The following is a 23267-nucleotide window of genomic DNA, read 5'->3' on the forward strand; positions in this document are numbered from 1 at the left end:
GATGAGGCGCACGTCAACGAGACGCGAACGTCGACGGGACGTAATCCTCATACGCCCGGCGGGCGGTGGGTCGGTATGGAGTGGAAACTGTTCGCCGACCTCGCGGAGGCCGCCGGCGGACGAACCGTGACCGTCTCCGCCGGCCCGGGAGACACCGTCGGCGACGCGTTGGAGGACCTCCTCGAGGACCGTCCCGACCTCCGCGATCGCGTCATGGAGGACGGGGAGCTCGCGGACCACATCAACCTGCTTCGAAACGGGCAGAACGTCATTCACGAGGACGGTCTCGAGACGGAACTCGAGGACGGCGACGAGCTCGCGCTGTTTCCCCCCGTCAGTGGCGGCTCCGACGCTCACGACGAGCGCAGCCGCCGCCAGTCGAGTCGCAGGTAGTGGAACGCGCTCCCGGTCAGCCCCTGTCGGTCGATCCGGCGTGGGGACGTCTCGACGAGGATCTCCCTGCAGTAGCCGGTTCGATGCGTCCGGCCGAGTCGCCTGCTGTAGGCCGTGTCCTCGTTGGGAACCGCCGGGAATCCCCCGGTCGCCTCGAAGACCTCGCGGCGGATCAGGAAGTTGAACCCCGGGAGGACCGGACGTCGCAGCCGCGGAAACACGTGGTTGATGGTGGCCTCCATGCACGTCGCCCGGATCCCGGGAACGCGACATCGCGAACTCGCGGCGTCCAGCCCGCGCTCTCGAGCACACGACAGCATCCGGTCGCAGTGGTTCGACGAGACCACGGTGTCGGCGTCGACGAACGCGACCCACTCCCCGTTCGCGGCGGCCGCTCCCCGGTTCCTCCCCGCCCAGATCCCGTCGTCGTCCTCCACGAGCACTGCGGCGCCGTGGTCGCGGGCGATCGAACGCGTTCCGTCGTGGCTGCCCCCGTCCGCGACGACGACCTCTATCGCCTCGTCCGTCGACTGGTCCCGAATGGCCGACAGCGTCGCGTCGATGTAGTCGGCCTCGTCGTACGCCGGGACGACGTAGCTCAGCGTCGGATCGCCCATCGTCACGACCCACTCCTCCGGACGGGATAGCCCTTTTGTCGGTCCCCAACGTGCTCGCGCGGTGATCTCGTGGGGCACATGAGAGTCCGGGAGGCGACACGATGAGTTCGTGAGGCGACACGAGAGTCGTGAGACGCCACGGCGGGTGGACGTTCGATCGCCGAATCGGCCCTGTGAGAAAGCTTATCACACTCGGCCGAGTACCCCCGAGTAGATGGCCCCTGTTAGCATGCCACCGACCACGGAGGCCAGAGACGTTTTTCGAGAACTGGGATACTCGGTTCGCGAGGACGGCACCGAGTTCGTCGCCGAACGCAAGTGGCGACGCGTGCTCGTGACGCCGATCCGCGCCGAGGACGCCACCGACCCGGAACCGTATCTGGCGGACGGCGGCGAGACGCCGCGGTTGCGGTGTTTCGTGACCTGGAAGCGGTCGGCGAGCGATCTTCGCGAGCACCTCCTCGGACTGAAGCCGCCGTTCGACTGGGCCGTCATCGGAGTCGGCGACGACGGCGACTTCGACGTGATGCAGGGCCGTCCCGGAAGTCCCTAACCGCCGACGGAACTGCGGCCGCTCCCGGGAACCGCGGTCGATCCTGACCCGAATCGCGGCCGTTCGCCATCGAGTCGCGAGCGCCCCGGGATCAAGCGCCCCGGGATCGAGCGGCCGACGAACTCCACGGGCGAGCCGGCGGGTACATTTATCACCGTGGGCGAGCCAACATCACCCATGGTTTTCAAGAAGATCTCCCTGATCGGGACGAGCACCGAGAGCTTCGACGACGCGGCGGACGACGCGATCGATCGCGCCGAGGCGACGCTCGATAACGTCTACTGGGCCGAGGTCGAGGAGTTCGGCGTGGAGGTCAAAAACGCCCCCGAACGTGAGTACCAGGCGGAGGTCGAGATCGCCTTCGAACTGGCCGAGTGAGGACTTCCCGTCCCGGTCCGTCCGCGGATCGGTCTTCCGCGGATCGAAGCGCACACCCTTTTGACGCGGCGCACTCGAGCGATCGGTATGACGGGAAAACTCGATCCCGAGGCGCTCTCCGAGTTCCTCGACGCGGTCGGCGCCGACGATCCGGCGGTCGTTCAGGGGGCGGCCTACGGCGAGGACGCCGCCGGGATCGACCTCGGCGACCGGACGCTCGTGGTGAGCGCCGATCCGATCTCGCTGGCGGCCGAGCGCGTCGGCCATCTCGGCGTCCACGTCGCCTGCAACGACGTTGCCGTGAGCGGCGCGGACCCGCGCTGGCTCACGAGCACCGTCTTCCTGCCGGATCGAGATCCCGAGACGCGCCGGACCCTCGCCGAACAGCTCGACTCGACGGCCCGCGACGTCGGCGTCTCGATCGTCGGCGGCCACACCGAGTACCTCCCGGCGCTCGACCGCCCGCTCCTGTCGATGACCGCGATGGGAACGACGGACCGGTTTCTCCCGTCGGGCGGTGCGACCCACGGCGACCGGATCGTCTTGACGAAGGGAGCCGGGATCGAGGCGACCGCCATCCTCGCGAGCGACTTCGCCGAGGAATGCCGCGAGGCCGGCGTCGACGACGCCACGATCGACGACGCGCTCGGCTACTTCGAGGACGTGAGCGTTCTCCCGGAGGCGAGGGCGCTCCGCGAGTTCGCCACCGCCATGCACGACCCGACCGAGGGCGGGCTGTTGACGGCCCTCCACGAGATGGCGAGCGCGGCCGACGTCCGCGTCGACGTCGACCGCGAGGACGTGCCCGTCCGTGATGCGACCCGCGTGTGCTGTGACGCCCTCGGCGTCGATCCGCTCCGGACGTTCGGATCGGGCGCGTTGTTGGCCGCGATCCCGGACGAGCGCGTCGACGCGGCCCTGGACGCCGTCGCCGATGTCGGCGTCGAGGCGGCGGTCGTCGGCGAGGTCCGACCCGTGGCATCGGACGCCGGCGACGACCGATCCGGTCGATCGAACACCGGCGACGCCGATCCGGCCCGCGTCGTCCTCGACGGCGTGGCGATCCCGGAGCCGCCTCGCGACGAGCTGTACGCGCTCTGGGAGGCCGCCGACGCGTCGTCGGACGACGCGTAGCTCGTGGCTTCGATCGCGTGGGCAGGTTTTTGCGGGACCGCCTCGAATCCGCCCGCATGCCCGATCCGTGGACCGACCCGAGCCTGACCGCCGAACAGCGAGCGATCGCGGAACTCGTCCACGAGATCGCGACCGAGGAGATCCGGCCGGTCGCCCGCGAGGCGGACGAGAACGAGTCGTTTCCCGAGGACGCCTGGGACGCGCTCGCGGAGGCCGACCTGGCCGGACTCACCGTTCCCGAGGAGCACGGCGGCGTCGCGGCCGATCGATCCACCTACGCGATCGTCAACGAGGAGGTCGCCTATGGAGGGCTCGCGGTCGCGACCGCCCTCTCGGTCCACTGTCTCGTCACCTCCTGTATCGCGACGTTCGGCACCGACGACCAGCGCGAGCGGTGGCTCCCGCGGATGGCCCGCTCGGGGCGGCCGGTCGGCATGTTCTGTCTCTCGGAGCCGCAGGCCGGCTCGAACCCCGCGGAGATGACGACGACCGCGACGCGCGAGGGCGACGAGTACGTCCTCGACGGGCACAAACGCTGGATCACGAACGGCCGGCGCGGCGGAGTGGCCATCGTCTTCGCGAAGACCGATCCCGACGACCCCGACACCGTCACGCAGTTCCTCGTGCCGGCCGACGCCGACGGGTTCGAGCCGGGCGAGCCGGAGCGGAAGCTCGGGCTTCGCGCCTCCGATACGACCGACGTCGTCCTCGACGGCTGTCGGATCCCGGCCGAGAACCGGCTGACGGAGGTCGGCGAGGGCCTCGCGTCCGCCTTCCGGATCCTCACCGGCGGCCGGATCGGGATCGGCGCCCAGGCGGTCGGGCTCGCCCGCGCGGCGCTCGAGGAGGCGACGACCTACGCGGCCGACCGCGAGCAGTTCGGTCGATCGATCTCCGAGTTCCAGTCGATCCGTCACACGATCGCGGAGATGGCGACCCGGATCGAGGCGAGTCGAGAGCTCGTCCGGGCCGCCTGCCGGCGAGCCGAGGCCGGCGAGGACGCCCGCGTCGCCGCCTCCATGGCGAAGTACTTCGCCAGCGAGACGGCCACCGCCGTCGCCAACGACGCGATCCAGATCCACGGCGGCTACGGATACACGCGTGAGTTCCCGGTCGAGCGGCTCTATCGGGACGCGAAGGTCACGGAGATCTACGAGGGGACGACCCAGATCCAAAAGACGATCATCGCTCGCGGGCTCCTTCCGGAGTGAGTCAGCGTGGAGCCGATCCAACGCCCGTTTCGAGCCGAAACCCGATCGACCGAAACGTACAGTGGCCCGGGGGACCTATCTCGGGTATGACCTCCCGAGACGTCACCGAGGCGACGGACGACTCACGCGATCGGCGATCGCCCGGCTCCACGGAGGACTCGACGTCCGTTGCCGCCGATCTCGACCCGGGCTTCGATCCCGACGCCTACGACGCGGTCGTCTACGACCTCGACGGGACCCTCGTCCGCCTCGGCGTCGACTGGAACGCGGTCGCGCAGGACGTCCTCGGAGTTTACGTCGAACACGCCGTCAAGCCACCCTCCGACGGACTCTGGGAGCTGCACGCCGCGGCCCCCGAGTACGGCATCGCGGACGTGGTCGAGGAGACGATCGCCGAACACGAACGCGAGGGTGCCCGCGACTCCCGGCGGCTGTCGTTCGCCGAGATCCTCGATGCCGACCGGGCTCCCCGGACGGCCGTCTGCTCGCTCAACTCCGAGGACGCCTGCCGGATCGCCCTCGATCGACACGGCCTCGACGATCGTGTAAGCGCCGTCGTGGGGCGGGATACCGTCGGAACCTACAAGCCCGACCCCGAGCCGCTCCTGGCAGCCCTCGACGCGCTCTCCGCGGATCCCGCCCGCTCGCTCTTCGTCGGTGACTCCGAGCGCGACGCCCGAACGGCCGAGCGCGCGGGCGTCGAGTTTCGGTACGTCAACTCCGAGTGAGCTCGCACGCACACTCCGAGTGAGGAATCGCGTTCAGAACCGGTCGGTTCGACCGGCGGCCGTCCAGGCGTCCCGCGGCGCCTCGCGCGGCACGCGGGCGGCGCGTCCCTGGAGGGTGTCGGTTCGCCCGGCGAACGCCCAGCGGTCGTTCTCCCAGCCGTCCTCCGCGTCCGCGGCGGCCGCTGCCGCTGCCGCGGCGGCTGCAGCCTCCCGGTCGCGAACGTGAGCCGCGACCGCGGCGACGATCGCGGCAGCCTCCTCCGGGTCGGCGTCCGTGGGGATCGAGATCCCCTCCGCGATCCGGTCGATCGGGGTCGTTCCCGCTCGTTTCGACCCGCCGTTCGCCGCACCCTCGTCGCGTTCGATCTCCGCCGGCTCCGTGGTGGTCTCGGGGGACATTCGATCAGATCGGGATGTTGCCGTGTTTCTTCTCGGGCAGGTCGGACCGCTTGCTCTGGAGCATCTCCAGGTCGTCGACGAGACGCGCTCGGGTCTCGGTCGGCTCGATCACGTCGTCGATGAACCCGCGGTCGGCCGCGGTGTAGGGGTTCGCGAACTCCTCGCGATACTCGTCGATCAGCTCCTGTCGACGCGCGTCCGGGTCGTCGGCGTCGGCCAGCTCCTCGCGATAGAGGACGTTCACGGCGCCCTTCGGGCCCATGACCGCGATCTCGGCGGTCGGCCAGGCGTAGTTGACGTCCCCGCCGATGTGCTTCGAGGACATCACACAGTAGGCGCCGCCGTAGGCCTTTCGCGTGATGACGGTGAGAAGCGGGACCGTCGCCTCCGAATAGGCGTAAAGCAGCTTCGCGCCGTGGCGGATGATCCCGCCGTGTTCCTGGTCGGTCCCGGGCATGAAGCCGGGCACGTCCTCGAAGGTGACGATGGGCACGTTGAACGCGTCACAAAACCGGATGAATCGCGCGCCCTTCTCGCTCGCCTCGATGTCGAGCGTGCCGGCGTTGACCCGCGGGTTGTTCGCGAGGATCCCCACGGAACGCCCGTCGAGCCGGGCGAACCCGACGACGAGGTTCTTCGCGAAGTTCTCGTGGACCTCGAGGAACGACCCCTCGTCGACGACCCGCTCTATCACGGCCGTCATGTCGTAGGGCTTTCGGGGGGCGTCCGGGACGATCTCGGCGAGCTCCTCGTCCGCGCGCTCCGGGTCGTCCCAGGGGTCGACCCGCGGCGGGTCCTCGACGTTGTTCTGCGGGAGATACGACAGCAGCCGGGCGATCCGGTCGAGGGCGTCCTCCTCGGACTCCTCGGCGAAGTGGGCCACGCCCGAGGTCGACGAGTGGGTGACCGCCCCGCCGAGCTCCTCGAAGCTGACCTCCTCGCCCGTCACCGTCTCGACCACGTCCGGTCCGGTGATGAACATGTGGGAGGTGTCCTTCACCATCACGGTGAAGTCGGTGATTGCGGGCGAGTAGACGGCCCCGCCGGCACACGGGCCCATGATCCCCGAGATCTGCGGGATCACGCCGGAGGCCTCGGTGTTACGTCGGAAGATCTCCGCGAAGCCGCCCAGCGCGGCGACGCCCTCCTGGATGCGTGCGCCCGCCGAGTCGTTGAGCCCGATCACGGGCGCTCCGACGTCCATGGCCTTGTCCATCACCTTACACACCTTCTCCGCGAACACCTCGCCGAGCGACCCCCCGAAGACGGTGAAGTCGTGGGCGAAGACGAACGTCTTGCGGCCGTTCACCTCGCCGTAGCCCGTCACGACGCCGTCGCCGGGGAGCTGGTTCTCCTCCATGCCGAAGGTGTGGTTGCGGTGGGTGCGGAACTGGTCGAACTCGTGGAACGTGCCGTCGTCGAGGAAGTAGTCGATCCGCTCGCGTGCGGTCATCTTCCCCTTTTCGTGTTGGGACTCGATCCGCTCTTCCCCGCCGCCCTTGCGCGCGCGCTCGCGGCGCTCGCGGAGGTCGTCGATCCGGTCGTCCATCGTCACCTCGAGACACCTCCATCCATTGTGTGTGAACTCCGCAAGGGACGGCAAAAGGGTTCTGCTATCCGACGATCCGTCTTTCGACGATCGTCTAATCGATGGGGACGTCCGACGGTTCTCGATCGGGATCGACGGCTCCGCGACGTCGACGATCACCGCAAGAATTCGGACGCGAGCGAGGGTACCGGCTATCGGTTCACTCGCCGCCGGCGTCCTCGTAGACCCACGTCTCCTCGATCGGGGTCCACTCGATCAGCTCCTCCTCGTCGAAGAAGAGATCGATCTCGCGTTCGTTCGCGCCCTCGTCCTCGTGGTCGGAGGCGTGGATGACGTTCTGGCCCAGATCGAGGCCGAAGTCGCCGCGGATCGTGCCCGGTGCGGACTCCGCGGGGTCGGTCTCGCCGACCATCCGGCGGACCTGTCGGGTCGCGTCGGCGCCCTCCCAGACCATCGCGAAGACGGGGTCCGCGGTGATGAACTCGACGAGGCCGTCGAAGAACGGCTTGTCGGCGTGCTCGCCGTAGTGTTCGTGGGCGAGCTCCTCGTCGATCTGCATGAACTTCGCGCCGACGAGCTTCAGTCCGCGGTCCTCGAAGCGGGAGACGACCTCGCCGATGAGCCCGCGGTTGACGCCGTCGGGTTTGACCATCACGAAGGTGCGCTCGTCGTGGTGGCTCATTCGTCCTCGCCCTTGGTGGCCTGTCCGGCCTCCGTCCACTCGAGGTCGCGCGCCTCGCGACCCATGAAGTAGTTCTTCTCCGCCTTCGAGTCGACGAAGTGGAGGATCGTTCCGTCCGTCCTGACGAACATCGTGCCCGTTCCGGGCTCGATCTCCTCTCCGGTGTAATCACAGGTGCGCGTCTCGACCATGGTTACTGTCCTCCGATGGAGTCGGCGTCGCGCTGGGTCTCCCGCAGCTGGAGCACGTCGCCCACGCGGGTCGGACCCAGGACGTTTCGCGTGATGATGCGGCCCTGGTTCGATCCCTCCTGGATGCGGCATTTGACCTGCATGGCCTCGCCGTGCATCCCGGTTTTGCCGACGACTTCGATGACCTCCGCGGCCGTCGAGTCGCCGGTTCCCTCTTCTGTGCTCATGGCCGCTTATCGAAGTTCCTCGACCTTCTGTGCGATGTCCTCGACCTCGTCGGACGCCTCGCCGGCGTCGACGACGGCGGCGGCGGCGGAGCCGACCTCGAGGCCGGCCGCGTGACCGACGTCGTCCTGGGTCTCGACGAAGACGACCGGGATGCCCTTCTCCTCGGCGAGTTCGGGGAGGTGCATCACGATCTCCTCGGGGGAGACGTCCTCGGCGACGAAGACGACGTCGGCGTTGCCGCGTTCGACGGACTTTGTCGTCTCGTTCGTACCTTTCTTTACCGTACCGGTGTCTCGGGCGACCTCGAGCGCGTCGAGCGCGCGATCGGCGAGGTCGGCTGGGGTGTCGTAGTCTACGTAAACTGCCATGGTTGTTCACCGTATCCCCCTCGTGGGCTCGCGTGGTCGCGCCGGCGGTCGGTCCCTATCGGCGCGCCACATCATCAACCCCGAAGAGGCTGTGCACCGGAATACTCCGGGATGGCATAAAAGGGCTTTCAAACCGAAGCGGCCGTGTGAGGGCGGATCATGGCGAGGTGACGGTGATCGCGGCGCGACCCGGGGTGAGGGACATCGATCGCCAACGCTCGCCCTCCGCCCCGAGGGCTTTTACCTCGGGACGCCCCCAGGTTCCCACGGAGATGCCCCGCCTCGTCCACCACTCCGACGTCGAGAACGTCTTCGATACGCCCGAGCGGGCCGCTCGCCTCGCCGGCCGGATCCGCGAGCTCGACGGCCCCGACGCGCTCGTCGTCGGCTCCGGCGACACGACCGCGCCGGGCGTCCTCTCGCTCGTCGCCTCCGGCCGACAGGCGGTCGACTTCCACGTCGCGACGGACACGGCCCTCGAGACCTTCGGCAACCACGAGTTCGACCACGGCCCCGGCGCGCTTCGAGAACTCCTCGAGCGGTCGCCGGCGACGTACGTCTCGGCGAACGTCCGCGACGAGGACGGCGAACGATTCGGCGCGGCTGAGGGCGTCGTCCCCCACGCTGTCCGGGAGATCGACGGCTCCCGGGTGGGGTTCGTCGGCGTCACCGACCCGGCGACCGACTCGTTGAACCCGATGGCGGCCTCGCTGTCGTTTTCGGACCCGATCGCCGCCGTCGAGGCGGAACTCGAGGCGATGCGCGCGGCGGCGGACCCACCCGACCACCTCGTCGTCCTCTCGCATCTCGGCGGCGGCGACGACGATCTCGCCCGGGCGCTCGACGTCGACGCGATCCTCGGCGGACACGTCCACAGCCCGCGCAACGAGCACGTGGACGGGACGCTCCTCGTTCGTCCCGGCGTCAACGGCGCCGCGGTCGCCGAGGTGGAGCTGTTCGCGGACCGGCGACCGACCGCGACGCTTCGCGAGCGATCGGATGCCGATCCGCATTCGGACCTCCGGAACGCCCTCGAGCGTCGGATGGCCAACACCGGCCTCGACGAGACGGTCGCGACGCTCGACGAGCCGATGTCCCGCACGGACGAGGTGGTCCACGGCGGCGAGTGTCGGGTCGGGAACTTCGTCGCCGACGCGTTCCGATGGGCCCTCTCCGCCGACGTCGGCCTCACCAACGCCGGCGGGCTTCGGTCGGGCGATCCGATCGCGGGCCGCGTCACCCGGGCCGATCTCGTGAGCCTCATCCCCTTCGAGGAGCCGGTCGTCCGCGCCGAGGTGACCGGCCGGGAGCTTCGGTCGATCCTGGCGGAGATGGCGGCGCCGACGGTCGACTTCGGCGAGGACGACTGGTGGCACGGCCACGTCTCGAACGCCCGCGTGGTCTGGGACGCGGACGCCGAAACGCTTCGGGACGCGACCGTCGACGGGAGGGCGATCGATCCCGAGGCGACCTACACGGTCGCGACCTCGGAGTACCTGCTCCACTCCGACCAGGAGTTTCCGACGCTTCGCGAACGCCACCGCGCCGGCGAGGGCGGAATACAGTACGAGGTCCTGTGGCGGTACGCCGCCGAGCGCGGCATCGACCCGACGATCGACGGTCGGATCCGGGTCCTGAACGGCTCGAACGAGGAGGCGGACGCGGAGCGCCCGGCGGAGGAGCCGTCCACCGTCTCCGATCGGGGACCCCGACTCTGACCGCCGCGATCCCGACTCCCGCCGCCGCGATCCGAATCCTGGCCGGGATCGGTACTCGCGTCCGTGGCCGGAGCTCGAAGGCTTGATCGTGATCCGGAAACGGCAGGGTCTTGTAACCGGAATCCCCACCGATCGCGCATGTCCCTCGTCGTGGTTCCGGTCCGGTATCCGCTGACGGCCGACTCCAAGCGGACGCTCCGGGAGGCGATCCGGGTCGCCGAGGACCGGGACGCGTCGTTGACCGTGCTGCACGTCGATCTCTATCAGGACAGCCACAACGTGACACGCGTCGACCTCAAACGCACCGTCGAACGGGAGTTCGGATCCATCGACCGCGCGCGGTACGTCGTCCGCAAGGGGTTCCTCGTCGAGGAGTCGATCCTCGAGGAGGTCGCCGCCGAGAACGCTGACGTCGTCGTGATCGGCTCCCGACAGGCGAGCCGCTGGCGGCGAACCCTCCGGAAGGTGTTTTCGGACCCCGACATCGACTCGTTCCTCCGGGAGAAGCTCGACTGTACGGTGATCACCGTCGGGTCCTGAGCCTCCGTGGACTCGAACCCTGTCTGCTCCCGAGACGTCGTGTTCGATCGCGTCGCCTACTCGAACGCGACGTTCCCCAGCTCGACCGTCTCGCCGAACAGCCAGTCGGCGTGTTCGAGCGCGTACTCGCGGTGATCCTCCTCGATGTACCCGAGCGCGTCCTCGACGAGGACGGGACGAAGGTCGCGAAGCCCGGCGCTTCCGGCCGTATGGAGGACACAGACGTTCGCGAGCGTGCCGCAGATGACCAGATCGCGGATCCCTCTCGCCTCCAGCCAGCCGCCGAGCTCCGTCCGGTGGAAGGCGTCGTAGGTGTGCTTTTCGACGACGTGGTCCTCGGGACGCACCTCGAGTTCGTCGACGATCTCCGCCTCGAAGGACCCCTCCAGGACGTGTTCGCCCCATCGGTCGAACTCGTCGTAGTAGTGTGCGTCCTCGAACTGCTCGGGCGGGTGGACGTCCCGGGTGTAGACCACCGGGACGTCCGCCGACCGGGCTCGATCGATCAGGTCGCCGACGGGTTCGATCGCTTCCTCGCTCGCGGGGGCATACAGGCCCCCGTCCGGGTGACAGAATCCGTTTTGCATGTCGACGGCGACGACCGCGGTCTCGCTGGCGTCGAATCGCATGATCGTGGATAGGCGGCGATCGGCCAAAAATCCACGCCGACTCGGATCTCCGCTCACGGTACGGTCGTCGCTCGTGATGCGGCCGTCGCTCACGAGGGGGCCGACCGCGCCCCGCCGTCGGTAAGCTTCTTACCCGCCTGTTCCCATGTCACGGTATGCGACGGTCGCTCGTCCTGTTCGTCGCGGTGTTGTTGGTCTCCTCGGCGGTCGCGCCGGTCGGATCCGTCGCGGCGTCCGCTCGGCCGGCGCCGGACGACGGAGCGGTCTCCCACGCGGTCGGACCGTTCCAGACCGGATCCGAGGACTCGGACGACGCGACGAACGGGAGCTGTGAGGCGACCACCAACGACGAGATCGGCTACTGGGAGGGCGTCTGTCACGACGCCGAGCTGGCGATCGACGACTCCGATGGGCTCGACGAAGAGGAGATCACCTTGCTCGTCCACCGCGGCATGGCCCGCGTCGAGTACCTCCGGGAGCGACCCTTCGAGGAGGAGGTGCCGGTCGAGACGATGACGCGTGCGGAGTACACGGAGACGATGAACGGCTCCGAGTCGAACCCCGAGTTCAACCGGTGGAACGACCAGGTGTGGAAGGCGCTCTTCATCGTCGGCGAGGACGGATCCTCCGAGGAAGCCATCCAGGGGACGCTGTCGGGCTCGGTCGCCGGCTTCTACTCGCCCGGGGGAGACCGGATCGTGATCGTGGTACCCGAGGGGGAGGAGCTCCGAATCGAGGAGGCGACGCTCGTCCACGAACTCACCCACGCCATGCAGGACCAGTATCACAACCTCTCCAGGCCGCGGTACGTCGGCGAGACGCAGGACGCCGATCTCGCGATCGACGGGATCGTCGAGGGCGAGGCCTCCTACGTCGAGAACCGCTACGAGGAGCGCTGTGGCGCGGGCGACTGGTCCTGTCTCGAGGGCCCCGAATCGAGCGGCGGAGGGGGGCCACCCGAGAACTGGGGGATCTACTTGACCGTCTTCCAGCCGTACTCCGACGGTCCCGCCTACGTCGCCGAGATCGTCGAGGAGGAGGGGTGGGAGGGCGTCTCGGAACGCATGGAGTCGCCCCCGAACGCGACCGCGGAGACGATCCACCGCGAATCGATCGCTCCGGAGCCCGTTCCCGTCGCCGATACCGCCACGAACGGCTGGGAGACGTATCCCGATCAGGGGGTAAACGGCTCCGACACCGTCGGCGAGGCGTCCATGTTCGCGATGTTCTGGTTCCAGAGTCGCGAATACGGCGCCGACACCTTCGACTGGCAGCGCGTCCTCCTCGACTCCTCGCGGATCCATCCCGAATCCGTCTACAACTACGATCACGCGTCGACGGACGGCTGGGCCGGCGACCGGATCGTTCCCTACCGAAACGACCGCGGCGACGAGCGGCGAAACGGCTACGTCTGGGCCAGCGAGTGGGAGACCCCCGCGGACGCCGCCCAGTTCCACGCGACCTACCTCCGGATGCTCGACGCCCACGACGCCGTTCGACGTGACGACGGCATCATCTACGTGGCCGAGGGCGGGTTCCGGGGCGCCTACGGGATCGAACTGGACGACACGCGAGTGACCATCGTCCACGCGCCCATGCCCGCGGACGTGACCGAACTCCGACCGGCGATCGACCTCGAGGAGCCGACGCCCGAACCCACGAGCGAGCCCGGGACGGGATCGGACTCCGACACGGAGGACGGATCGGAACCGACCGACTCCGCGGTGACGACTCCGACCCTGCCCGATTACGATTCCGAGGAGGGACCGGACGAAACGACCGAGGCCACGGAGACGACCGCCGGGGAGACGCCGGGGTTCACGGCGCTTCTCGCGCTTCTCGCGGTCGTGATCTCGGGGATCGCTCTGGTGGCGGTCGCGCGTCGACGCCGATAGACGCGGCTGTCGGAGAACACGCGATCCGCGACCCGGATGGCTTTTTCTCCTCGGGGTCGGACGTGCCAGTATGACGGAGTTCGACATCGTCGGCGCCGACGCCATCGCGAGCGGGCGGGCGACGGACGCCTACTTCGACCGGACCGAACGGGTGCTGGAGGCGGCCGGCCGGAACCCCCGCGTCGTCGCGGAGGTGACGGCCGACCAGTTCCCCGACGGGGAGCTCGAGCTGTTCGCCGGCGTGAAAAACGCCGTGGCGCTCCTCGAGGGACGACCGATCGACGTGGACGCGATGCCGGAGGGAACCCTCTTCGACGGCGGTCCGGTGATGCGGATCGAGGGCCCCTATCTCGAGTTCGCCCGCCTCGAGACCTCGCTTCTCGGGTTCCTCTCGCACGCCTCCGGGATCGCGACCGCGGCGCTCGAGTGTCGGGTCGCCGCCCCCGACTCGACGGTCCTCTCCTTCGGCGCCCGCCACGTTCACCCGGCGATGACCGCGACCGTCGAGCGCTCCGCACTCGTCGGCGGCCTCGACGGCTTCTCGCACGTCGCTGCGGGCGAGGTGATCGGCGAGGAGGCGTCCGGCACGATGCCACACGCGCTCGTGATCTGCTTCGGCCGCGGGAACCAGGAGGCGGCCTGGCGTGCGTTCGACGAGGCGGTCGAACCGGAGGTCCCGCGGGTCGCGTTGTGTGACACCTACACCGACGAGGTGGACGAGGTGTTACGTGCCGTCGACGCACTCGGCGAGAACCTCTCCGGCGTCAGACTCGACACCACCGGATCCCGGCGAGGGGACTTTAGACACATCGTTCGGGAGGTCCAGTGGGAACTCGACGCCCGGGGACACGGGGACGTCGACGTCTTCGTCTCCGGCGGGCTCGGCCCCTCCGATCTCGTCCGCCTCCGGGACGTCGCCGACGGCTTCGGCGTCGGCGGTCACGTCTCGAACGCCGACCCGGTCGATTTCGCCCTCGACCTCGTCGTGGTCGACGGGGAGCCGGCGGCGAAACGCGGGAAGCTCTCGGGTGCGAAACAGGTCTACCGGACCCCCGACGGCGGACACCACGTCGGGCTCGCGGACCGCGAAGGACCTTCCGACGCCGATCCCCTCCTGGAGCCGCTGCTTCGCGACGGGGAACTCGTGGACGGGTGGTCCTTCTCGATCGACGAGGCGAGCGAGCGAGCGCTCGCGGACGCGGAGCGAACCGGATTCGGGGCCGCGATCGAGGAGTAGTTCGCGCGCCGCTCGGCGTCTCCATCCCGGATCGGAACCCGTCCGTGCGAAACGGACCGGCACGGCGTTCCCGCTTCTCAGGTAGCTCCCAGCGACGCTACTCGCTCGACGCCTCGAGCGACTCTCCGGCCGCCACCGCCTCGACCGCGCCGCCGTCCTCGCGCTCGCGGAACACCTGTCCCTCGAAGAGCGTCACCATGGTGTCGTCCTCCTCCCAGGCGGTCGGCGAGAGCTTCGCCTTCCGGCAGGCTCGCGAGAGGAACTCCGCCGGGCTCCAGTCGTTCTCGATCGGCAGCCGGGGATACATCCACCCGTGTCTCCCCTCGCCGTCGACGGCGACGCCGTGGACGCCGAGCTCGAGGTCCTCGAGCGGATCGTTCGTGAGCGTCGTGTTGGAGACGATACACACCGACACCTGCAGGCTGTCGAGTTCCTTGGGGCCGACCTCGGTGCCACAGGAGTCGCCCGAGGCCGCCTTGATCGCGGCGTCGACGATGGCGTGGCCGAGCTGGTCGGACTCGCTGTAGGTCCCCGCACACCCGCGGAGGCGTCCGCGCCCCCGCGTCGACTGGAGCCGCACGAACGCGCCAGTCCGGTTGTAGAAGGCGTCCCGCATGCTTCCGGGCTGTTCGCGTTGCCCGTGTCGCACGTACGATTCGACCGACTCGCGCGCGAGTTCGACCGCCCGTGCCCCGTCCTCGTAGGACAGTCGAACGGTCTGCGCCTCGGACATACCGATCTACAGACGGTCCGACGACTTGAACGCTTCCCTTGGAACGGCCGCTGGTGCCCCGATCGGTCCCCACTGCGTTCGCTCGCGTCTCACGGGAGGTAGCGAACCGAGACGATCCCGGGTTCAGATCGGATCTCGACGCGATTCACGCCGAGTCGGGCCGCGCGCGCGATCGTCGTCTCCCAGTCGTCCAGCACGTCCCCGACCGCGTCCGACGTCGTCTCCTCCGGCACGGTGATGACGTGAAGCTCCCCGACACCGGCCCGCGGCTCGCGAGTCACCTCTCCGACTGCCTGGTCGGCCGCGAGGTCGCGTTCCTGTTCGGTCGGGGGCTCCGGGCTCTCCTCGATCGGGATCCGTCGACGCGACTCGACCTCGATCACGCGATGGGTCACCTCAAGGGGTGGCTCCGGCGCGATGGCGGCCTCCAGGACGTCCTCGGTCTCGACTCCGGGGTTCGAGCTCAACGTGTGCACCCGTCCGTCGTCGACGTCCCTGAGGACGGCCGACTCCGCTTCCGCGTGGGTGACGAGAAAGGTACCCTCCTCGCTGTTCTCCGGTGTGTCGTCCGTCTGATCGTCGGTTTCCGATCCGCACTCGTTCGGATCCGTCGGGTCGGTCATCGTCGTCGGGTAGTCGGTCGATCCTTTTGCCCGTTTCGAGCCGGGGGATCCGCCCGTCGAGACGTCAGTGATCGACCGGTTCCCCCCGCGCTATCCCAATCGCCGGTGCACCAGAACCATCACGCCGAAGGCGGCGATCGGCGGGAGGACGCCGGCGACGGGGTGGACCGCATAGAGCGCGCCGAGGACCGGCGACGTCGTCGGCTCCTGGAACGCCGGCGGCGCGGAGATCACGAGCGCGAGGTAGATCGACGCGAGAAAGAGGTAGCCACAGGCCGCCATGGCCTGGTCGTAGAGCCGATGGACCGCGGTCCCCCTCCGGTGTCTGCGCGCGACGAGGAGGACGGGCGCGACGAGCGGTCCCGCCGCGGTGAAGCCCAGAAACACGAACAGCGACCGCGAGAAGGAGACGAGCCCGCCGCGGGTCAACTCCGCGGTCCGCGCCAGCTCGACCACGAGCGCCATCCCGACGACCAGGGCGACGATCACGGCCGCGAGCGTGCCGACAACCCCGTAGACCCGGAAGAACCACGAGTCGCTCTCGGAGAACGCGTAGGGGAACGCGCCGATCGCGCCGCGGTACGCCTCTGTCATCGCCGGTCGTTGGCCCCGGCGAGCGATAAACCCCGCGAAGGACGGTTCCGGTCGGGGTCGGCCCTCGCCGGGACGCCCGTCCTTCGTCCCTCGATCGCGGCGTCTCAGAACGCGCGAAGCTCCTCGAGAACCGCCGCGGCCGAGCCGTCGTCGATCGCCTCGCGTGCCGCCTCGAGTCCCTCCTCGATGGTCTCGACGTCGCGGCGCGCGTAGATGCGGAACGCCGCGTTGAGCGCGATCGCGTCCGCGAACCGATCGTCGCGCTCGCCTGCCAGCACCGACTCGGTGATCGACGCCGAGTCCCCGGCCACGTCGTCGACCGCGAGGTCCTCGGCCTCGAAGTCCATTCCGTACTCCGGCGTCTCGATCTCGTAATCGGTGAACGCCGCGTCCGCGTCGTCGCCGGCGGCGTCCCACTCGGCGACCTTGGTGTAGCCCGGACGGATGTCGTCGTAGCCCTCCATCCCCTGGAACATGATCACTCGATCGAGGTCGTGGAACCGGCTCTCGGCGAACGTGTCACAGACCTTGCGCGCGAATGCGAGGTGGTAGAACGACCCGAGGTGGACGCCCGCGCCGGCCGGGTTTGCGAGCGTCTCGATCGTGTTCACGAACGTTCGCACGCCCATCCGCTCGCGACGTTCCTGGAGAGCGTCGATCGCCGGGTTGAACGCCGGCGCGTAGTAGAACCCGAACCCGGTCTCATCGACCATCCTCGCGGAGTCACGGGGGACGAGCTCCGTCGCGACGCCCAGTTCGTCGAGAACGTGCTTGTAGGCGTCCTGTTTCTGGGTCGGAACGCGGTCCCCGGAGTGGACCACGACCGGCGTGCCGGCCGCGGCCGCGACGACGCCCGCTCCGACGCCGAGGATCGCCGACTCGCCCTTCCCGTCGTAGTTCGCCCCGCAGTCGACCGGATCGACGTCGGGTTCGGCGTACTCGACGCGGTCACACATCACGTCGACGTACGCGCCAAGCTCCTCGGGAGTGTTTCGTTTCCAGCGGTTCGCCAGCCAGAAGGCCCCCAGGGTCGTGTGGTCGGGCTCGTCCGCGAGGATCCGTTCGAGCGCCTCGGTCGCCTGGTCGCGCGTCAGGTCCGCCGCGGACTTCGGACCCGACCCGCACACCTCGGTCATCAACCGTTCGAGGGGCCACTCGCCGAACTCCTGGGTCGCTTTCGCCATGGCGAACGGTACGGTCGCTCCCCGCAAAAGCCTCCCGCTTGCTCCGATCGAGCGGGAATCGTCCCGCCGCCGCGTTCCGACTCCGAAAGCCGTAGATAACTCCGCTCCCTACCGGGAGTGATGACCACCGCTGCCGACTGGCGACGCGGATTGGACGCCGTCGACGCCGCCTTGATCGACGGCTACCAGAGCGGCTTTCCGGTCGTCGAGTCCCCCTTCGAATCGGTCGCCGCCGAGATCGCCGCGGAGACCGACCGCGACCTCACGGCCGAGGCGCTCATCGACCGGGTCCGTAGACTCCACGAGGAGGGCGTTTTTCGCCGATTCGGGGCGGTCCTCAATCCGCCGGTGATCGGCTCCTCGATGCTCGCCGCCGTGCGGGCTCCCGAGGAACGGTTCTACGAGATCGCCGAGGTGGTAAACGGGTACCGACAGGTGAACCACAACTACCGCCGCGACCACGAGTGGAACATGTGGTTCGTCATCACGGCCGGCACGCGCGAAAAACGCGATGCGATCCGCGAGGAGATCGAGCGACGCACCGGCCTGTCGGTGCTCGCGTTGCCGATGTTGACCGACTACTACATCGACCTCGAGTTCCCGGTGGTCAATCGCGACCGGTTCGCTCGCGAGTCGGTCGCCGGCGAGGACGCCTCCGCGACCCGCATCCCGGAGGAGTCGCGCGGCGACCTCACGCGTCTCGAGGCGGAGGTGCTGTTGGCGATCCAGGGCGGCCTTCCGCTTTCGGCCACGCCGTATCGCGACGTCGCCGCGGACCTCGACGCCGACCCCGAGGCCGTCCTGCAGGCGATCGAGCGGCTCCTCGATGACGGGTGCATAAAGCGGATCGGCTGTGTCGTCAACCACGTCGTCACCGGCTTCGAGAACAACTGCATGGTCGTCTGGGACGTTCCAGACGGGGAACTCGACGAGCGCGGCGAGCGCGTCGGCAGCCTGCCGTACGTGACGCTCTGTTATCACCGTCCCCGCCGTCCGGAACACGACTGGCCCTACAACCTCTTCACCATGATCCACGGCCGCGACGCGGACGCCGTCGACGAGAAGGTCGACGAGCTCGCCGCCGACCACCTGCCGGTCGACCACGAACGGCTCTACTCCACCGAGACGCTCAAACAGACCGGCGCGCACTACGAGGACCTCCTCACGGAGTGACTCCCGGCCGGCCGATCGTCGATTTTTGACCCTGGTCCCGGTTCCGGTCCCGTTACTGGTCCCGCTCCCGCTCCCGCTCCCGATTTCGGCCCCGCTCGCGGCCCCGATCCCGATCGACGCCTATTCCCGATCGACAGCCGAGACGTCGGTATGCTCACCTACGTGACGACCAATCCCGGAAAGGTCCGCGAGGCCGAATCCTACCTCCGGGACGGCTCCGTGAAACGACTGGAGTACGACTATCCCGAGATACAGAGTCCGGACCTCGCTCCGATCGCCGCACACGGCGCGCGAGAGGCGTACCGTCACGCCGGCGACCCCGTTCTCGTCGACGACGCCGGCCTGTTCATCGAGGGGCTCGACGGATTCCCCGGCCCCTACTCCTCCTACGTCGAGGACACCCTCGGCGTCGAGGGGGTCCACGCGATCGCGAGCGATCTGGACGATCGCCGCGCCTCCTTCCGGTGTGTGTTGGCGTATTGCGACGGCGACGACTTCGACGCGAGCCCCGACCCGATCGACCGCGAGGATCGCAACGCGGCCGCCGCGGCGGGTCCGGACGCGGAGACGGCGGACCGTCCGCTTCCGGTGAAGCTGTTCGAGGGGTACGTCCCCGGAACGATCGTCTCCCCCCGCGGCGACGGCGGGTTCGGGTACGACCCGATCTTCGAACACGACGGGACGACCTTCGCCGAGATGGACACCGAACGGAAGAACGCCGTCTCACACCGCGGACGCGCCCTCGCGAAGTTTGCCGAGTGGTTCGCCGAGCGCTAGTTCGTCGTTCGCCGAACGCCACCGCGTCCGGATGTTTATCACCGATGACGACCCAGCCCGCGGCGTGCCAGCCATGATGGCCCCGACGCGTCCGCGGGTGTGCGACACGCCGCGTCGGGATCTCTGATCACGCGTTCGTGTCGCCTGTCCGCCATTCATCCCGATCGGACGTGCCGCGTTCTCCCCGTTTCCGTCCCTCCCCGTACGCGTCGGGCGATCACGCTCGAGGATCGCGGTCGGGTCCCGGATACTCTCCCCCGACGACCGTCGGGTACAGCCGTTCCGCGTCGAACACCGCCGCGAACGCGTGCGGCTCCCGGATGCTCGCCGGAATCCGACCGCGGACCGCGACGCCGGCGGCGGCGCTCGTCAATCCCGGATCGAAGGAGAGCACGTGCATCGCTCCGCCGCGGTATGCCGACGCCAGGGCCGGGTGATCGCCGGCCGGATGCTCCACCCGCTCAGAGCGCTCGGTGACAAGTTCCGCCCATTCGTCCGCGAGCGTCTCCTCTGTGAGCTCCGCGATCACCTCCCTCGCGTCCGCCACCAGCGGTTCGCTCGCGACCAGCGTCATCCACGAGTGTCGACGGATCGCATCGAGCGCCTCACGGGCGTCACCGCCGCACAGGAGATCCGCGGCGAGCACGTCGGCGTCCGCGACCACCCGGGACGGCGACGGATCCGGAGGCGTCGACGCGGACGGGTCGCCGGACTCCGTGTTCGGTTCGTCCCCGTCGCGACGATCGTCGATCCCGGAGCGCCGCCGTTCGAGCGCCCCCGTCACGGCCGCCCGGTCGACGTCTGCCGACTCACCGCGATCGAACAGCGATCCCCAGTTCACTGCCGGAGTGACGCGTCCCATCCATATCCGGTTTGTGGACTCGACCGGCTCCCTTCTTCGCTCCCTCTCCCTTCTCCGTTTTACATCCTTCACCGTTTCACTTCCATTCCGGCCCGGCTCACGTCCCCGTGATCTGCGACCGGACCCGATCGATGGAGCCCGTCGAGGCGAGAAGCGCGATCCGGTCTCCCGCCTCGACCATCGTTCCCGGAAGCGGGATCGTGAGCGACTCGTCCTTTCGTCCGTGGGCGTATATTCGTCCGTCGTCGTCGAGATCGATCTCGTTGACGTGTCTCCCCACCGAGGGCGCTTGTTCTGGAACCGTCAGGACGAACAGCTGGAGGTCCTCGGTCAACTCGTCTAGGGCGTTGAAGTCGCCGCCGAGAAGCGCCGTCTTCGCGCCCGCGGCTCCGAACCGCTCCGGATAGATCACGGCATCGGCGTCCGATTCGTATCGGTCGTACACCTCCGGGTCGACGTCCTCGCTCAGACGCATCACGGTTCGACGGCCGTGCTCGGAGGCGATGCGGCATACGGCGTGGTTCGTCTCGACGGAGCCGGTGAGTCCCCCCACGGCGTCTACGGTTTCGATCCCCGCCTCCTCAAGCACGCTCTCGAGCGCTCCGTCACCCTCGATCACCGTGAACTCCCGTTCGCGCGCTCGATGCACCTTCTCCGGGTCGTCGTCGACGACCACGACCTCGTGACCCTCCGCCGCGAGGATCCGTGCGGTCCGCGAACCGACTCGACCGAATCCGACGACCAGTATCCTCATGGGCCTGGATACGTCGACCTGCGTGAAAAATCTATGTTGGTAGTTACCATGGTTCACGACGTGCGCTTTCCTTTCCCATTCGGCCTTGAGCACCGATCGGCGCCGTCGCCGAGAGATATCGGAACGGATCGCGTGCCGTTTCACCGGAGGCCGGCGATGATCAACACGAATCCACCCACCGCTACACGTCGTAGGAACTCTCCTCGACGACGCCCTCGAACTCCCCCCGGCCGACCGATTCGTCCGGGTCGAAGTCGGTGATGCGGACCGCGACCCTGTCGCCGAGCGCGTCCGGATCGAAGTTCGCCACGGCGAGTCGCATGTCACCGACGAAGACGATGCCCTCGCCGGTCTCCGGCTCGTACTCGGCGACGAAGACCGAGACGGTCTCGCCTGGCTCGAGGGACGGAGTGGTCGTCCGGAACGACCAGCCGGCGAGGAACTTGCGGAGGGCGCTCATACGCGGGCCACCTCTTCGCTCTCGCGGTCGATGACGTACTCGCGACCGAACCCGGTGACGGCCGCGAGGACGAAGACCCCCACGAGCAGCCAGCCGTGGAAGACGAACGGCCAGACCTCGGCGGGGTTAACGAGCATCCCCTCCTCGAACCACTCGAAGGTGCCCGGGAGGCCGATCATCGCGGAGTAGCCGGCGAGTACGCCGCCGGACCACGGGAAGATGTAGCCGAGCGCGGCCGTCTGGGCGTCGAGGATGTTCGCCCGTCTGTAACCGTTGATGTTGAACCGCTCGCCGATCTTCGCGATGTAGGGGCCGATGGCGATCTCGGCGGCGGTGTTGATCGTGATCGCGGCGTTGACGAGGGCCGCGGTCCCGACCATGGTCAACTCCGCGTTGCGGACGTTCGTCGCGAGGTGATCGATCGACCACTCGAGCATCGCCTCGAAGGCGCCGCCGCGGATCATGATCTGGGCGGCCGCGATGATCAACAACACGAGGATCGACAGCGCGAAGAACCCGGCCGCGCCGGCGTATATCGAGCCGCCGACGCCGATCTCGCTCGCGTCGGAGACGATCTCGACGATCGGGAGCCCCGAGAGGACCCCGGCTGCCGGAGCTTCTGCGGGCGCACGGAAGACGAGGATGTCCGCGGGCGAGGCGAGCCCGCCGATCAGGTTCAACGCGACCGCGATCACGATCCCCCACGAGATCGCTTCGACGATGTGGCGGCCGGCGATGGCGGCAACGATGACGACGCCCATCGAGAGCAGATGAACGAGCGCGAGCGGATCCGCCCCCCGAAGGAGCACCTTCCGGGGATCCCCGGCGACGTCGATGCCGGGCATGACCGCGCCCGCGAGGACGTAGGCGGGCAGGGCGACGGCGGCCGCGACGATCGCGTATTTGAACCGAGAGGCCACGACGCCGCCGATGTCGGCGTCCTGGGTGACCGCGGAGACGATCGTCGTATCGGAGACGGGTGCGAGGTTGTCGCCGAAGATCGCTCCCGACAGGATCGCGCCGAAGGTCAACACGGGACTCGAGCCGAGGAGGATCCCGGCCGGGAAGAACAGCCCCACGAACGCGACGCTCGTCCCGTATCCGGTTCCGATGCCGGTCGCGAGGACGGCCGCGAGCACGAAGGTGATGGCCGGAAAGACGGTCGCACCGACGCCGGCGACGTCGGCGATCCACACGAGGCCGCCGACGAACCCGCCGGCCTGAAGCGTCTCCGTGAACATTCCGGCCCACATCCAGGCGACGATGGCGGTCACGGCGACCGGCTGGGTCATCCCCTCGAAGATGGTGTTCGCGTACCCGGTCCAGGAACCCTTCACGAGGAACATCCCGACGATGAGCCCGAGAAGCATCCCGGCGACGAGCCCGGTGGTATCGGAGACGCGCAACAGCGCCGTCTGGACGACGGCCCACAGGATGAAGAAGACGATGGGCAGGGCGCTCATCCCCCGTCCGCCGTGGAACTCCAGGTCGGGCCCGTCGGCGACGTCCGACCCGCCGAATTCGGCGGTCGGGTCCCGTTCAGTCGTGGAATCGGGCATGTCTGTGCTCCTTCTCGTCGTACCGACTAAACACCCGTGATCCGGCGTAGATACACACGAGCGTGTATACATCGACCGTCTCGAGGACCGTATTGACC

At 68.6% G+C, this 23267-nt stretch carries 28 protein-coding genes; 12 read left to right on the plus strand and 16 right to left on the minus strand.

Annotated elements, in window-relative coordinates:
- The first annotated feature begins 75 nt into the window (after positions 1-75).
- On the plus strand, positions 76-393 hold the full coding sequence (locus ACZ5YD_RS11910) for a ubiquitin-like small modifier protein 1 (protein ID WP_379744329.1): 318 nt from the start codon (positions 76-78) through the stop codon (positions 391-393).
- On the opposite strand, the gene ACZ5YD_RS11915 is transcribed toward ACZ5YD_RS11910, so the two are convergent.
- Positions 354-1010 (minus strand): glycosyltransferase, encoded by a 657-nt coding sequence (locus ACZ5YD_RS11915; RefSeq protein ID WP_379744327.1) that lies wholly within the window; start codon positions 1008-1010, stop codon positions 354-356. The two genes, ACZ5YD_RS11910 and ACZ5YD_RS11915, sit on opposite strands and share 40 nt — an antisense overlap.
- A 214-nt stretch (positions 1011-1224) precedes the next feature.
- Between ACZ5YD_RS11915 and ACZ5YD_RS11920 the strand changes: the two genes are divergently transcribed.
- The 5 genes from ACZ5YD_RS11920 to ACZ5YD_RS11940 all read left to right on the plus strand — a co-directional run bounded on the left by ACZ5YD_RS11920 (position 1225) and on the right by ACZ5YD_RS11940 (position 5014).
- Positions 1225-1563 carry a DUF7116 family protein gene (locus ACZ5YD_RS11920; protein ID WP_379744325.1) on the plus strand — a complete coding sequence of 113 codons (339 nt, stop codon included), beginning with the start codon at positions 1225-1227 and terminating at the stop codon, positions 1561-1563.
- A 177-nt stretch (positions 1564-1740) separates the two neighbouring features.
- The gene (locus ACZ5YD_RS11925) at positions 1741-1941 is read left to right on the plus strand and encodes a dodecin (protein ID WP_379744323.1); all 201 of its coding nucleotides are present in this window, start codon (positions 1741-1743) and stop codon (positions 1939-1941) included.
- A gap of 87 nt (positions 1942-2028) precedes the next feature.
- A complete protein-coding gene (locus ACZ5YD_RS11930) occupies positions 2029-3075 on the plus strand; it encodes an AIR synthase family protein (RefSeq protein ID WP_379744321.1) in 1047 nt (348 codons plus the stop codon).
- A 56-nt stretch (positions 3076-3131) separates the two neighbouring features.
- The gene (locus ACZ5YD_RS11935) at positions 3132-4286 is read left to right on the plus strand and encodes an acyl-CoA dehydrogenase family protein (protein WP_379744319.1); all 1155 of its coding nucleotides are present in this window, start codon (positions 3132-3134) and stop codon (positions 4284-4286) included.
- 86 nt (positions 4287-4372) lie between these two features.
- Entirely contained in the window at positions 4373-5014 is a 642-nt protein-coding gene (locus ACZ5YD_RS11940; RefSeq protein WP_379744317.1) for an HAD family hydrolase, read from the plus strand.
- A 33-nt stretch (positions 5015-5047) separates the two neighbouring features.
- On the opposite strand, the gene ACZ5YD_RS11945 is transcribed toward ACZ5YD_RS11940, so the two are convergent.
- From ACZ5YD_RS11945 to rpl7ae, 6 genes are all read right to left on the minus strand, one after another.
- The gene (locus ACZ5YD_RS11945; RefSeq protein ID WP_379744315.1) at positions 5048-5413 is read right to left on the minus strand and encodes a hypothetical protein; all 366 of its coding nucleotides are present in this window, start codon (positions 5411-5413) and stop codon (positions 5048-5050) included.
- A gap of 4 nt (positions 5414-5417) precedes the next feature.
- Entirely contained in the window at positions 5418-6962 is a 1545-nt protein-coding gene (locus ACZ5YD_RS11950) for an acyl-CoA carboxylase subunit beta (RefSeq protein ID WP_379744313.1), read from the minus strand.
- A 199-nt stretch (positions 6963-7161) separates the two neighbouring features.
- Positions 7162-7644, minus strand: coding sequence for a nucleoside-diphosphate kinase (gene ndk, locus ACZ5YD_RS11955; RefSeq protein ID WP_379744311.1), 483 nt, complete (start codon positions 7642-7644; stop codon positions 7162-7164).
- Positions 7641-7835: a 50S ribosomal protein L24e gene (locus ACZ5YD_RS11960; protein ID WP_379744309.1), complete on the minus strand. Its 195-nt coding sequence runs from the start codon at positions 7833-7835 to the stop codon at positions 7641-7643. Before ACZ5YD_RS11960 ends, ndk begins: the two co-directional genes overlap by 4 nt.
- A gap of 2 nt (positions 7836-7837) precedes the next feature.
- A complete protein-coding gene (locus ACZ5YD_RS11965) occupies positions 7838-8062 on the minus strand; it encodes a 30S ribosomal protein S28e (RefSeq protein WP_379744307.1) in 225 nt (74 codons plus the stop codon).
- A 6-nt stretch (positions 8063-8068) separates the two neighbouring features.
- Positions 8069-8431, minus strand: a complete 363-nt coding sequence (gene rpl7ae / locus ACZ5YD_RS11970) for a 50S ribosomal protein L7Ae (RefSeq protein ID WP_379744305.1) — start codon at positions 8429-8431, stop codon at positions 8069-8071.
- Positions 8432-8703: 272 nt separating this feature from the next.
- On the opposite strand from rpl7ae, the gene ACZ5YD_RS11975 reads away from it, so the two are divergent.
- Together ACZ5YD_RS11975 and ACZ5YD_RS11980 are read left to right on the plus strand one after the other, a co-directional pair.
- On the plus strand, positions 8704-10149 hold the full coding sequence (locus ACZ5YD_RS11975; protein ID WP_379744303.1) for a bifunctional metallophosphatase/5'-nucleotidase: 1446 nt from the start codon (positions 8704-8706) through the stop codon (positions 10147-10149).
- Between the two features lie 138 nt (positions 10150-10287).
- Positions 10288-10689, plus strand: a complete 402-nt coding sequence (locus ACZ5YD_RS11980) for a universal stress protein (protein ID WP_379744301.1) — start codon at positions 10288-10290, stop codon at positions 10687-10689.
- Between the two features lie 56 nt (positions 10690-10745).
- On the opposite strand, the gene ACZ5YD_RS11985 is transcribed toward ACZ5YD_RS11980, so the two are convergent.
- Entirely contained in the window at positions 10746-11318 is a 573-nt protein-coding gene (locus ACZ5YD_RS11985; RefSeq protein WP_379744299.1) for a cysteine hydrolase family protein, read from the minus strand.
- 155 nt (positions 11319-11473) lie between these two features.
- Here ACZ5YD_RS11985 and ACZ5YD_RS11990 point away from each other — a divergent pair, with 155 nt between their 5' ends.
- Entirely contained in the window at positions 11474-13213 is a 1740-nt protein-coding gene (locus ACZ5YD_RS11990; RefSeq protein WP_379744297.1) for an Hvo_1808 family surface protein, read from the plus strand.
- Positions 13214-13283: 70 nt separating this feature from the next.
- On the plus strand, positions 13284-14450 hold the full coding sequence (locus ACZ5YD_RS11995; protein WP_379744295.1) for a nicotinate phosphoribosyltransferase: 1167 nt from the start codon (positions 13284-13286) through the stop codon (positions 14448-14450).
- A gap of 97 nt (positions 14451-14547) precedes the next feature.
- Here ACZ5YD_RS11995 and ACZ5YD_RS12000 read toward each other — a convergent pair whose 3' ends face one another.
- The 4 genes from ACZ5YD_RS12000 to ACZ5YD_RS12015 form a co-directional block, all read right to left on the minus strand.
- Positions 14548-15183: a TIGR00296 family protein gene (locus tag ACZ5YD_RS12000; protein ID WP_379744293.1), complete on the minus strand. Its 636-nt coding sequence runs from the start codon at positions 15181-15183 to the stop codon at positions 14548-14550.
- 89 nt (positions 15184-15272) lie between these two features.
- Positions 15273-15806, minus strand: a complete 534-nt coding sequence (locus tag ACZ5YD_RS12005) for a DUF5812 family protein (RefSeq protein ID WP_379744291.1) — start codon at positions 15804-15806, stop codon at positions 15273-15275.
- Between the two features lie 90 nt (positions 15807-15896).
- On the minus strand, positions 15897-16400 hold the full coding sequence (locus ACZ5YD_RS12010) for a hypothetical protein (protein ID WP_379744289.1): 504 nt from the start codon (positions 16398-16400) through the stop codon (positions 15897-15899).
- Positions 16401-16504: 104 nt separating this feature from the next.
- Positions 16505-17584 carry an anthranilate phosphoribosyltransferase gene (locus ACZ5YD_RS12015; protein ID WP_379744287.1) on the minus strand — a complete coding sequence of 360 codons (1080 nt, stop codon included), beginning with the start codon at positions 17582-17584 and terminating at the stop codon, positions 16505-16507.
- 120 nt (positions 17585-17704) lie between these two features.
- On the opposite strand from ACZ5YD_RS12015, the gene ahbB reads away from it, so the two are divergent.
- Complete coding sequence (gene ahbB, locus ACZ5YD_RS12020; protein ID WP_379744285.1) at positions 17705-18757, plus strand: siroheme decarboxylase subunit beta; 1053 nt, start codon at positions 17705-17707, stop codon at positions 18755-18757.
- 150 nt (positions 18758-18907) lie between these two features.
- Positions 18908-19534: a non-canonical purine NTP pyrophosphatase gene (locus ACZ5YD_RS12025; RefSeq protein WP_379744283.1), complete on the plus strand. Its 627-nt coding sequence runs from the start codon at positions 18908-18910 to the stop codon at positions 19532-19534.
- A 217-nt stretch (positions 19535-19751) separates the two neighbouring features.
- On the opposite strand, the gene ACZ5YD_RS12030 is transcribed toward ACZ5YD_RS12025, so the two are convergent.
- From ACZ5YD_RS12030 to ACZ5YD_RS12045, 4 genes are all read right to left on the minus strand, one after another.
- The gene (locus ACZ5YD_RS12030; RefSeq protein WP_379745588.1) at positions 19752-20375 is read right to left on the minus strand and encodes a DUF7384 family protein; all 624 of its coding nucleotides are present in this window, start codon (positions 20373-20375) and stop codon (positions 19752-19754) included.
- A gap of 118 nt (positions 20376-20493) precedes the next feature.
- The gene (locus ACZ5YD_RS12035; RefSeq protein WP_379744281.1) at positions 20494-21150 is read right to left on the minus strand and encodes a potassium channel family protein; all 657 of its coding nucleotides are present in this window, start codon (positions 21148-21150) and stop codon (positions 20494-20496) included.
- Positions 21151-21331: 181 nt separating this feature from the next.
- Positions 21332-21610: a DUF7513 family protein gene (locus ACZ5YD_RS12040; RefSeq protein ID WP_379744279.1), complete on the minus strand. Its 279-nt coding sequence runs from the start codon at positions 21608-21610 to the stop codon at positions 21332-21334.
- Positions 21607-23169, minus strand: coding sequence for a Na+/H+ antiporter NhaC family protein (locus ACZ5YD_RS12045; RefSeq protein ID WP_379744277.1), 1563 nt, complete (start codon positions 23167-23169; stop codon positions 21607-21609). The genes ACZ5YD_RS12040 and ACZ5YD_RS12045 overlap by 4 nt, the downstream gene beginning before the upstream one ends.
- Between the last annotated feature and the right edge of the window lie 98 nt (positions 23170-23267).

This window comes from Halopenitus salinus, from assembly GCF_055397165.1.

Excerpts from the sequence above, each read along its gene's own strand:
- ACZ5YD_RS11935 (WP_379744319.1), top strand. The coding sequence starts at position 3,132 with ATGCCCGATCCGTGGACCGACCCGAGCCTGACCGCCGAACAGCGAGCG.
- ACZ5YD_RS11980 (WP_379744301.1), top strand. The coding sequence starts at position 10,288 with ATGTCCCTCGTCGTGGTTCCGGTCCGGTATCCGCTGACGGCCGACTCC.
- ACZ5YD_RS12025 (WP_379744283.1), top strand. The coding sequence starts at position 18,908 with ATGCTCACCTACGTGACGACCAATCCCGGAAAGGTCCGCGAGGCCGAA.
- ndk (WP_379744311.1), bottom strand. The coding sequence starts at position 7,644 with ATGAGCCACCACGACGAGCGCACCTTCGTGATGGTCAAACCCGACGGC.
- ACZ5YD_RS11975 (WP_379744303.1), top strand. The coding sequence starts at position 8,704 with ATGCCCCGCCTCGTCCACCACTCCGACGTCGAGAACGTCTTCGATACG.
- ACZ5YD_RS11930 (WP_379744321.1), top strand. The coding sequence starts at position 2,029 with ATGACGGGAAAACTCGATCCCGAGGCGCTCTCCGAGTTCCTCGACGCG.
- ACZ5YD_RS11965 (WP_379744307.1), bottom strand. The coding sequence starts at position 8,062 with ATGAGCACAGAAGAGGGAACCGGCGACTCGACGGCCGCGGAGGTCATC.
- ACZ5YD_RS11940 (WP_379744317.1), top strand. The coding sequence starts at position 4,373 with ATGACCTCCCGAGACGTCACCGAGGCGACGGACGACTCACGCGATCGG.
- ACZ5YD_RS11950 (WP_379744313.1), bottom strand. The coding sequence starts at position 6,962 with ATGGACGACCGGATCGACGACCTCCGCGAGCGCCGCGAGCGCGCGCGC.
- ACZ5YD_RS12015 (WP_379744287.1), bottom strand. The coding sequence starts at position 17,584 with ATGGCGAAAGCGACCCAGGAGTTCGGCGAGTGGCCCCTCGAACGGTTG.
- ACZ5YD_RS11915 (WP_379744327.1), bottom strand. The coding sequence starts at position 1,010 with ATGGGCGATCCGACGCTGAGCTACGTCGTCCCGGCGTACGACGAGGCC.
- ACZ5YD_RS11920 (WP_379744325.1), top strand. The coding sequence starts at position 1,225 with ATGGCCCCTGTTAGCATGCCACCGACCACGGAGGCCAGAGACGTTTTT.
- ACZ5YD_RS11990 (WP_379744297.1), top strand. The coding sequence starts at position 11,474 with ATGCGACGGTCGCTCGTCCTGTTCGTCGCGGTGTTGTTGGTCTCCTCG.
- ahbB (WP_379744285.1), top strand. The coding sequence starts at position 17,705 with ATGACCACCGCTGCCGACTGGCGACGCGGATTGGACGCCGTCGACGCC.
- ACZ5YD_RS11960 (WP_379744309.1), bottom strand. The coding sequence starts at position 7,835 with ATGGTCGAGACGCGCACCTGTGATTACACCGGAGAGGAGATCGAGCCC.
- ACZ5YD_RS11925 (WP_379744323.1), top strand. The coding sequence starts at position 1,741 with ATGGTTTTCAAGAAGATCTCCCTGATCGGGACGAGCACCGAGAGCTTC.
- ACZ5YD_RS11985 (WP_379744299.1), bottom strand. The coding sequence starts at position 11,318 with ATGCGATTCGACGCCAGCGAGACCGCGGTCGTCGCCGTCGACATGCAA.
- ACZ5YD_RS11910 (WP_379744329.1), top strand. The coding sequence starts at position 76 with ATGGAGTGGAAACTGTTCGCCGACCTCGCGGAGGCCGCCGGCGGACGA.
- rpl7ae (WP_379744305.1), bottom strand. The coding sequence starts at position 8,431 with ATGGCAGTTTACGTAGACTACGACACCCCAGCCGACCTCGCCGATCGC.
- ACZ5YD_RS12005 (WP_379744291.1), bottom strand. The coding sequence starts at position 15,806 with ATGACCGACCCGACGGATCCGAACGAGTGCGGATCGGAAACCGACGAT.
- ACZ5YD_RS12045 (WP_379744277.1), bottom strand. The coding sequence starts at position 23,169 with ATGCCCGATTCCACGACTGAACGGGACCCGACCGCCGAATTCGGCGGG.
- ACZ5YD_RS12000 (WP_379744293.1), bottom strand. The coding sequence starts at position 15,183 with ATGTCCGAGGCGCAGACCGTTCGACTGTCCTACGAGGACGGGGCACGG.
- ACZ5YD_RS12010 (WP_379744289.1), bottom strand. The coding sequence starts at position 16,400 with ATGACAGAGGCGTACCGCGGCGCGATCGGCGCGTTCCCCTACGCGTTC.
- ACZ5YD_RS12035 (WP_379744281.1), bottom strand. The coding sequence starts at position 21,150 with ATGAGGATACTGGTCGTCGGATTCGGTCGAGTCGGTTCGCGGACCGCA.
- ACZ5YD_RS11945 (WP_379744315.1), bottom strand. The coding sequence starts at position 5,413 with ATGTCCCCCGAGACCACCACGGAGCCGGCGGAGATCGAACGCGACGAG.
- ACZ5YD_RS11995 (WP_379744295.1), top strand. The coding sequence starts at position 13,284 with ATGACGGAGTTCGACATCGTCGGCGCCGACGCCATCGCGAGCGGGCGG.
- ACZ5YD_RS12040 (WP_379744279.1), bottom strand. The coding sequence starts at position 21,610 with ATGAGCGCCCTCCGCAAGTTCCTCGCCGGCTGGTCGTTCCGGACGACC.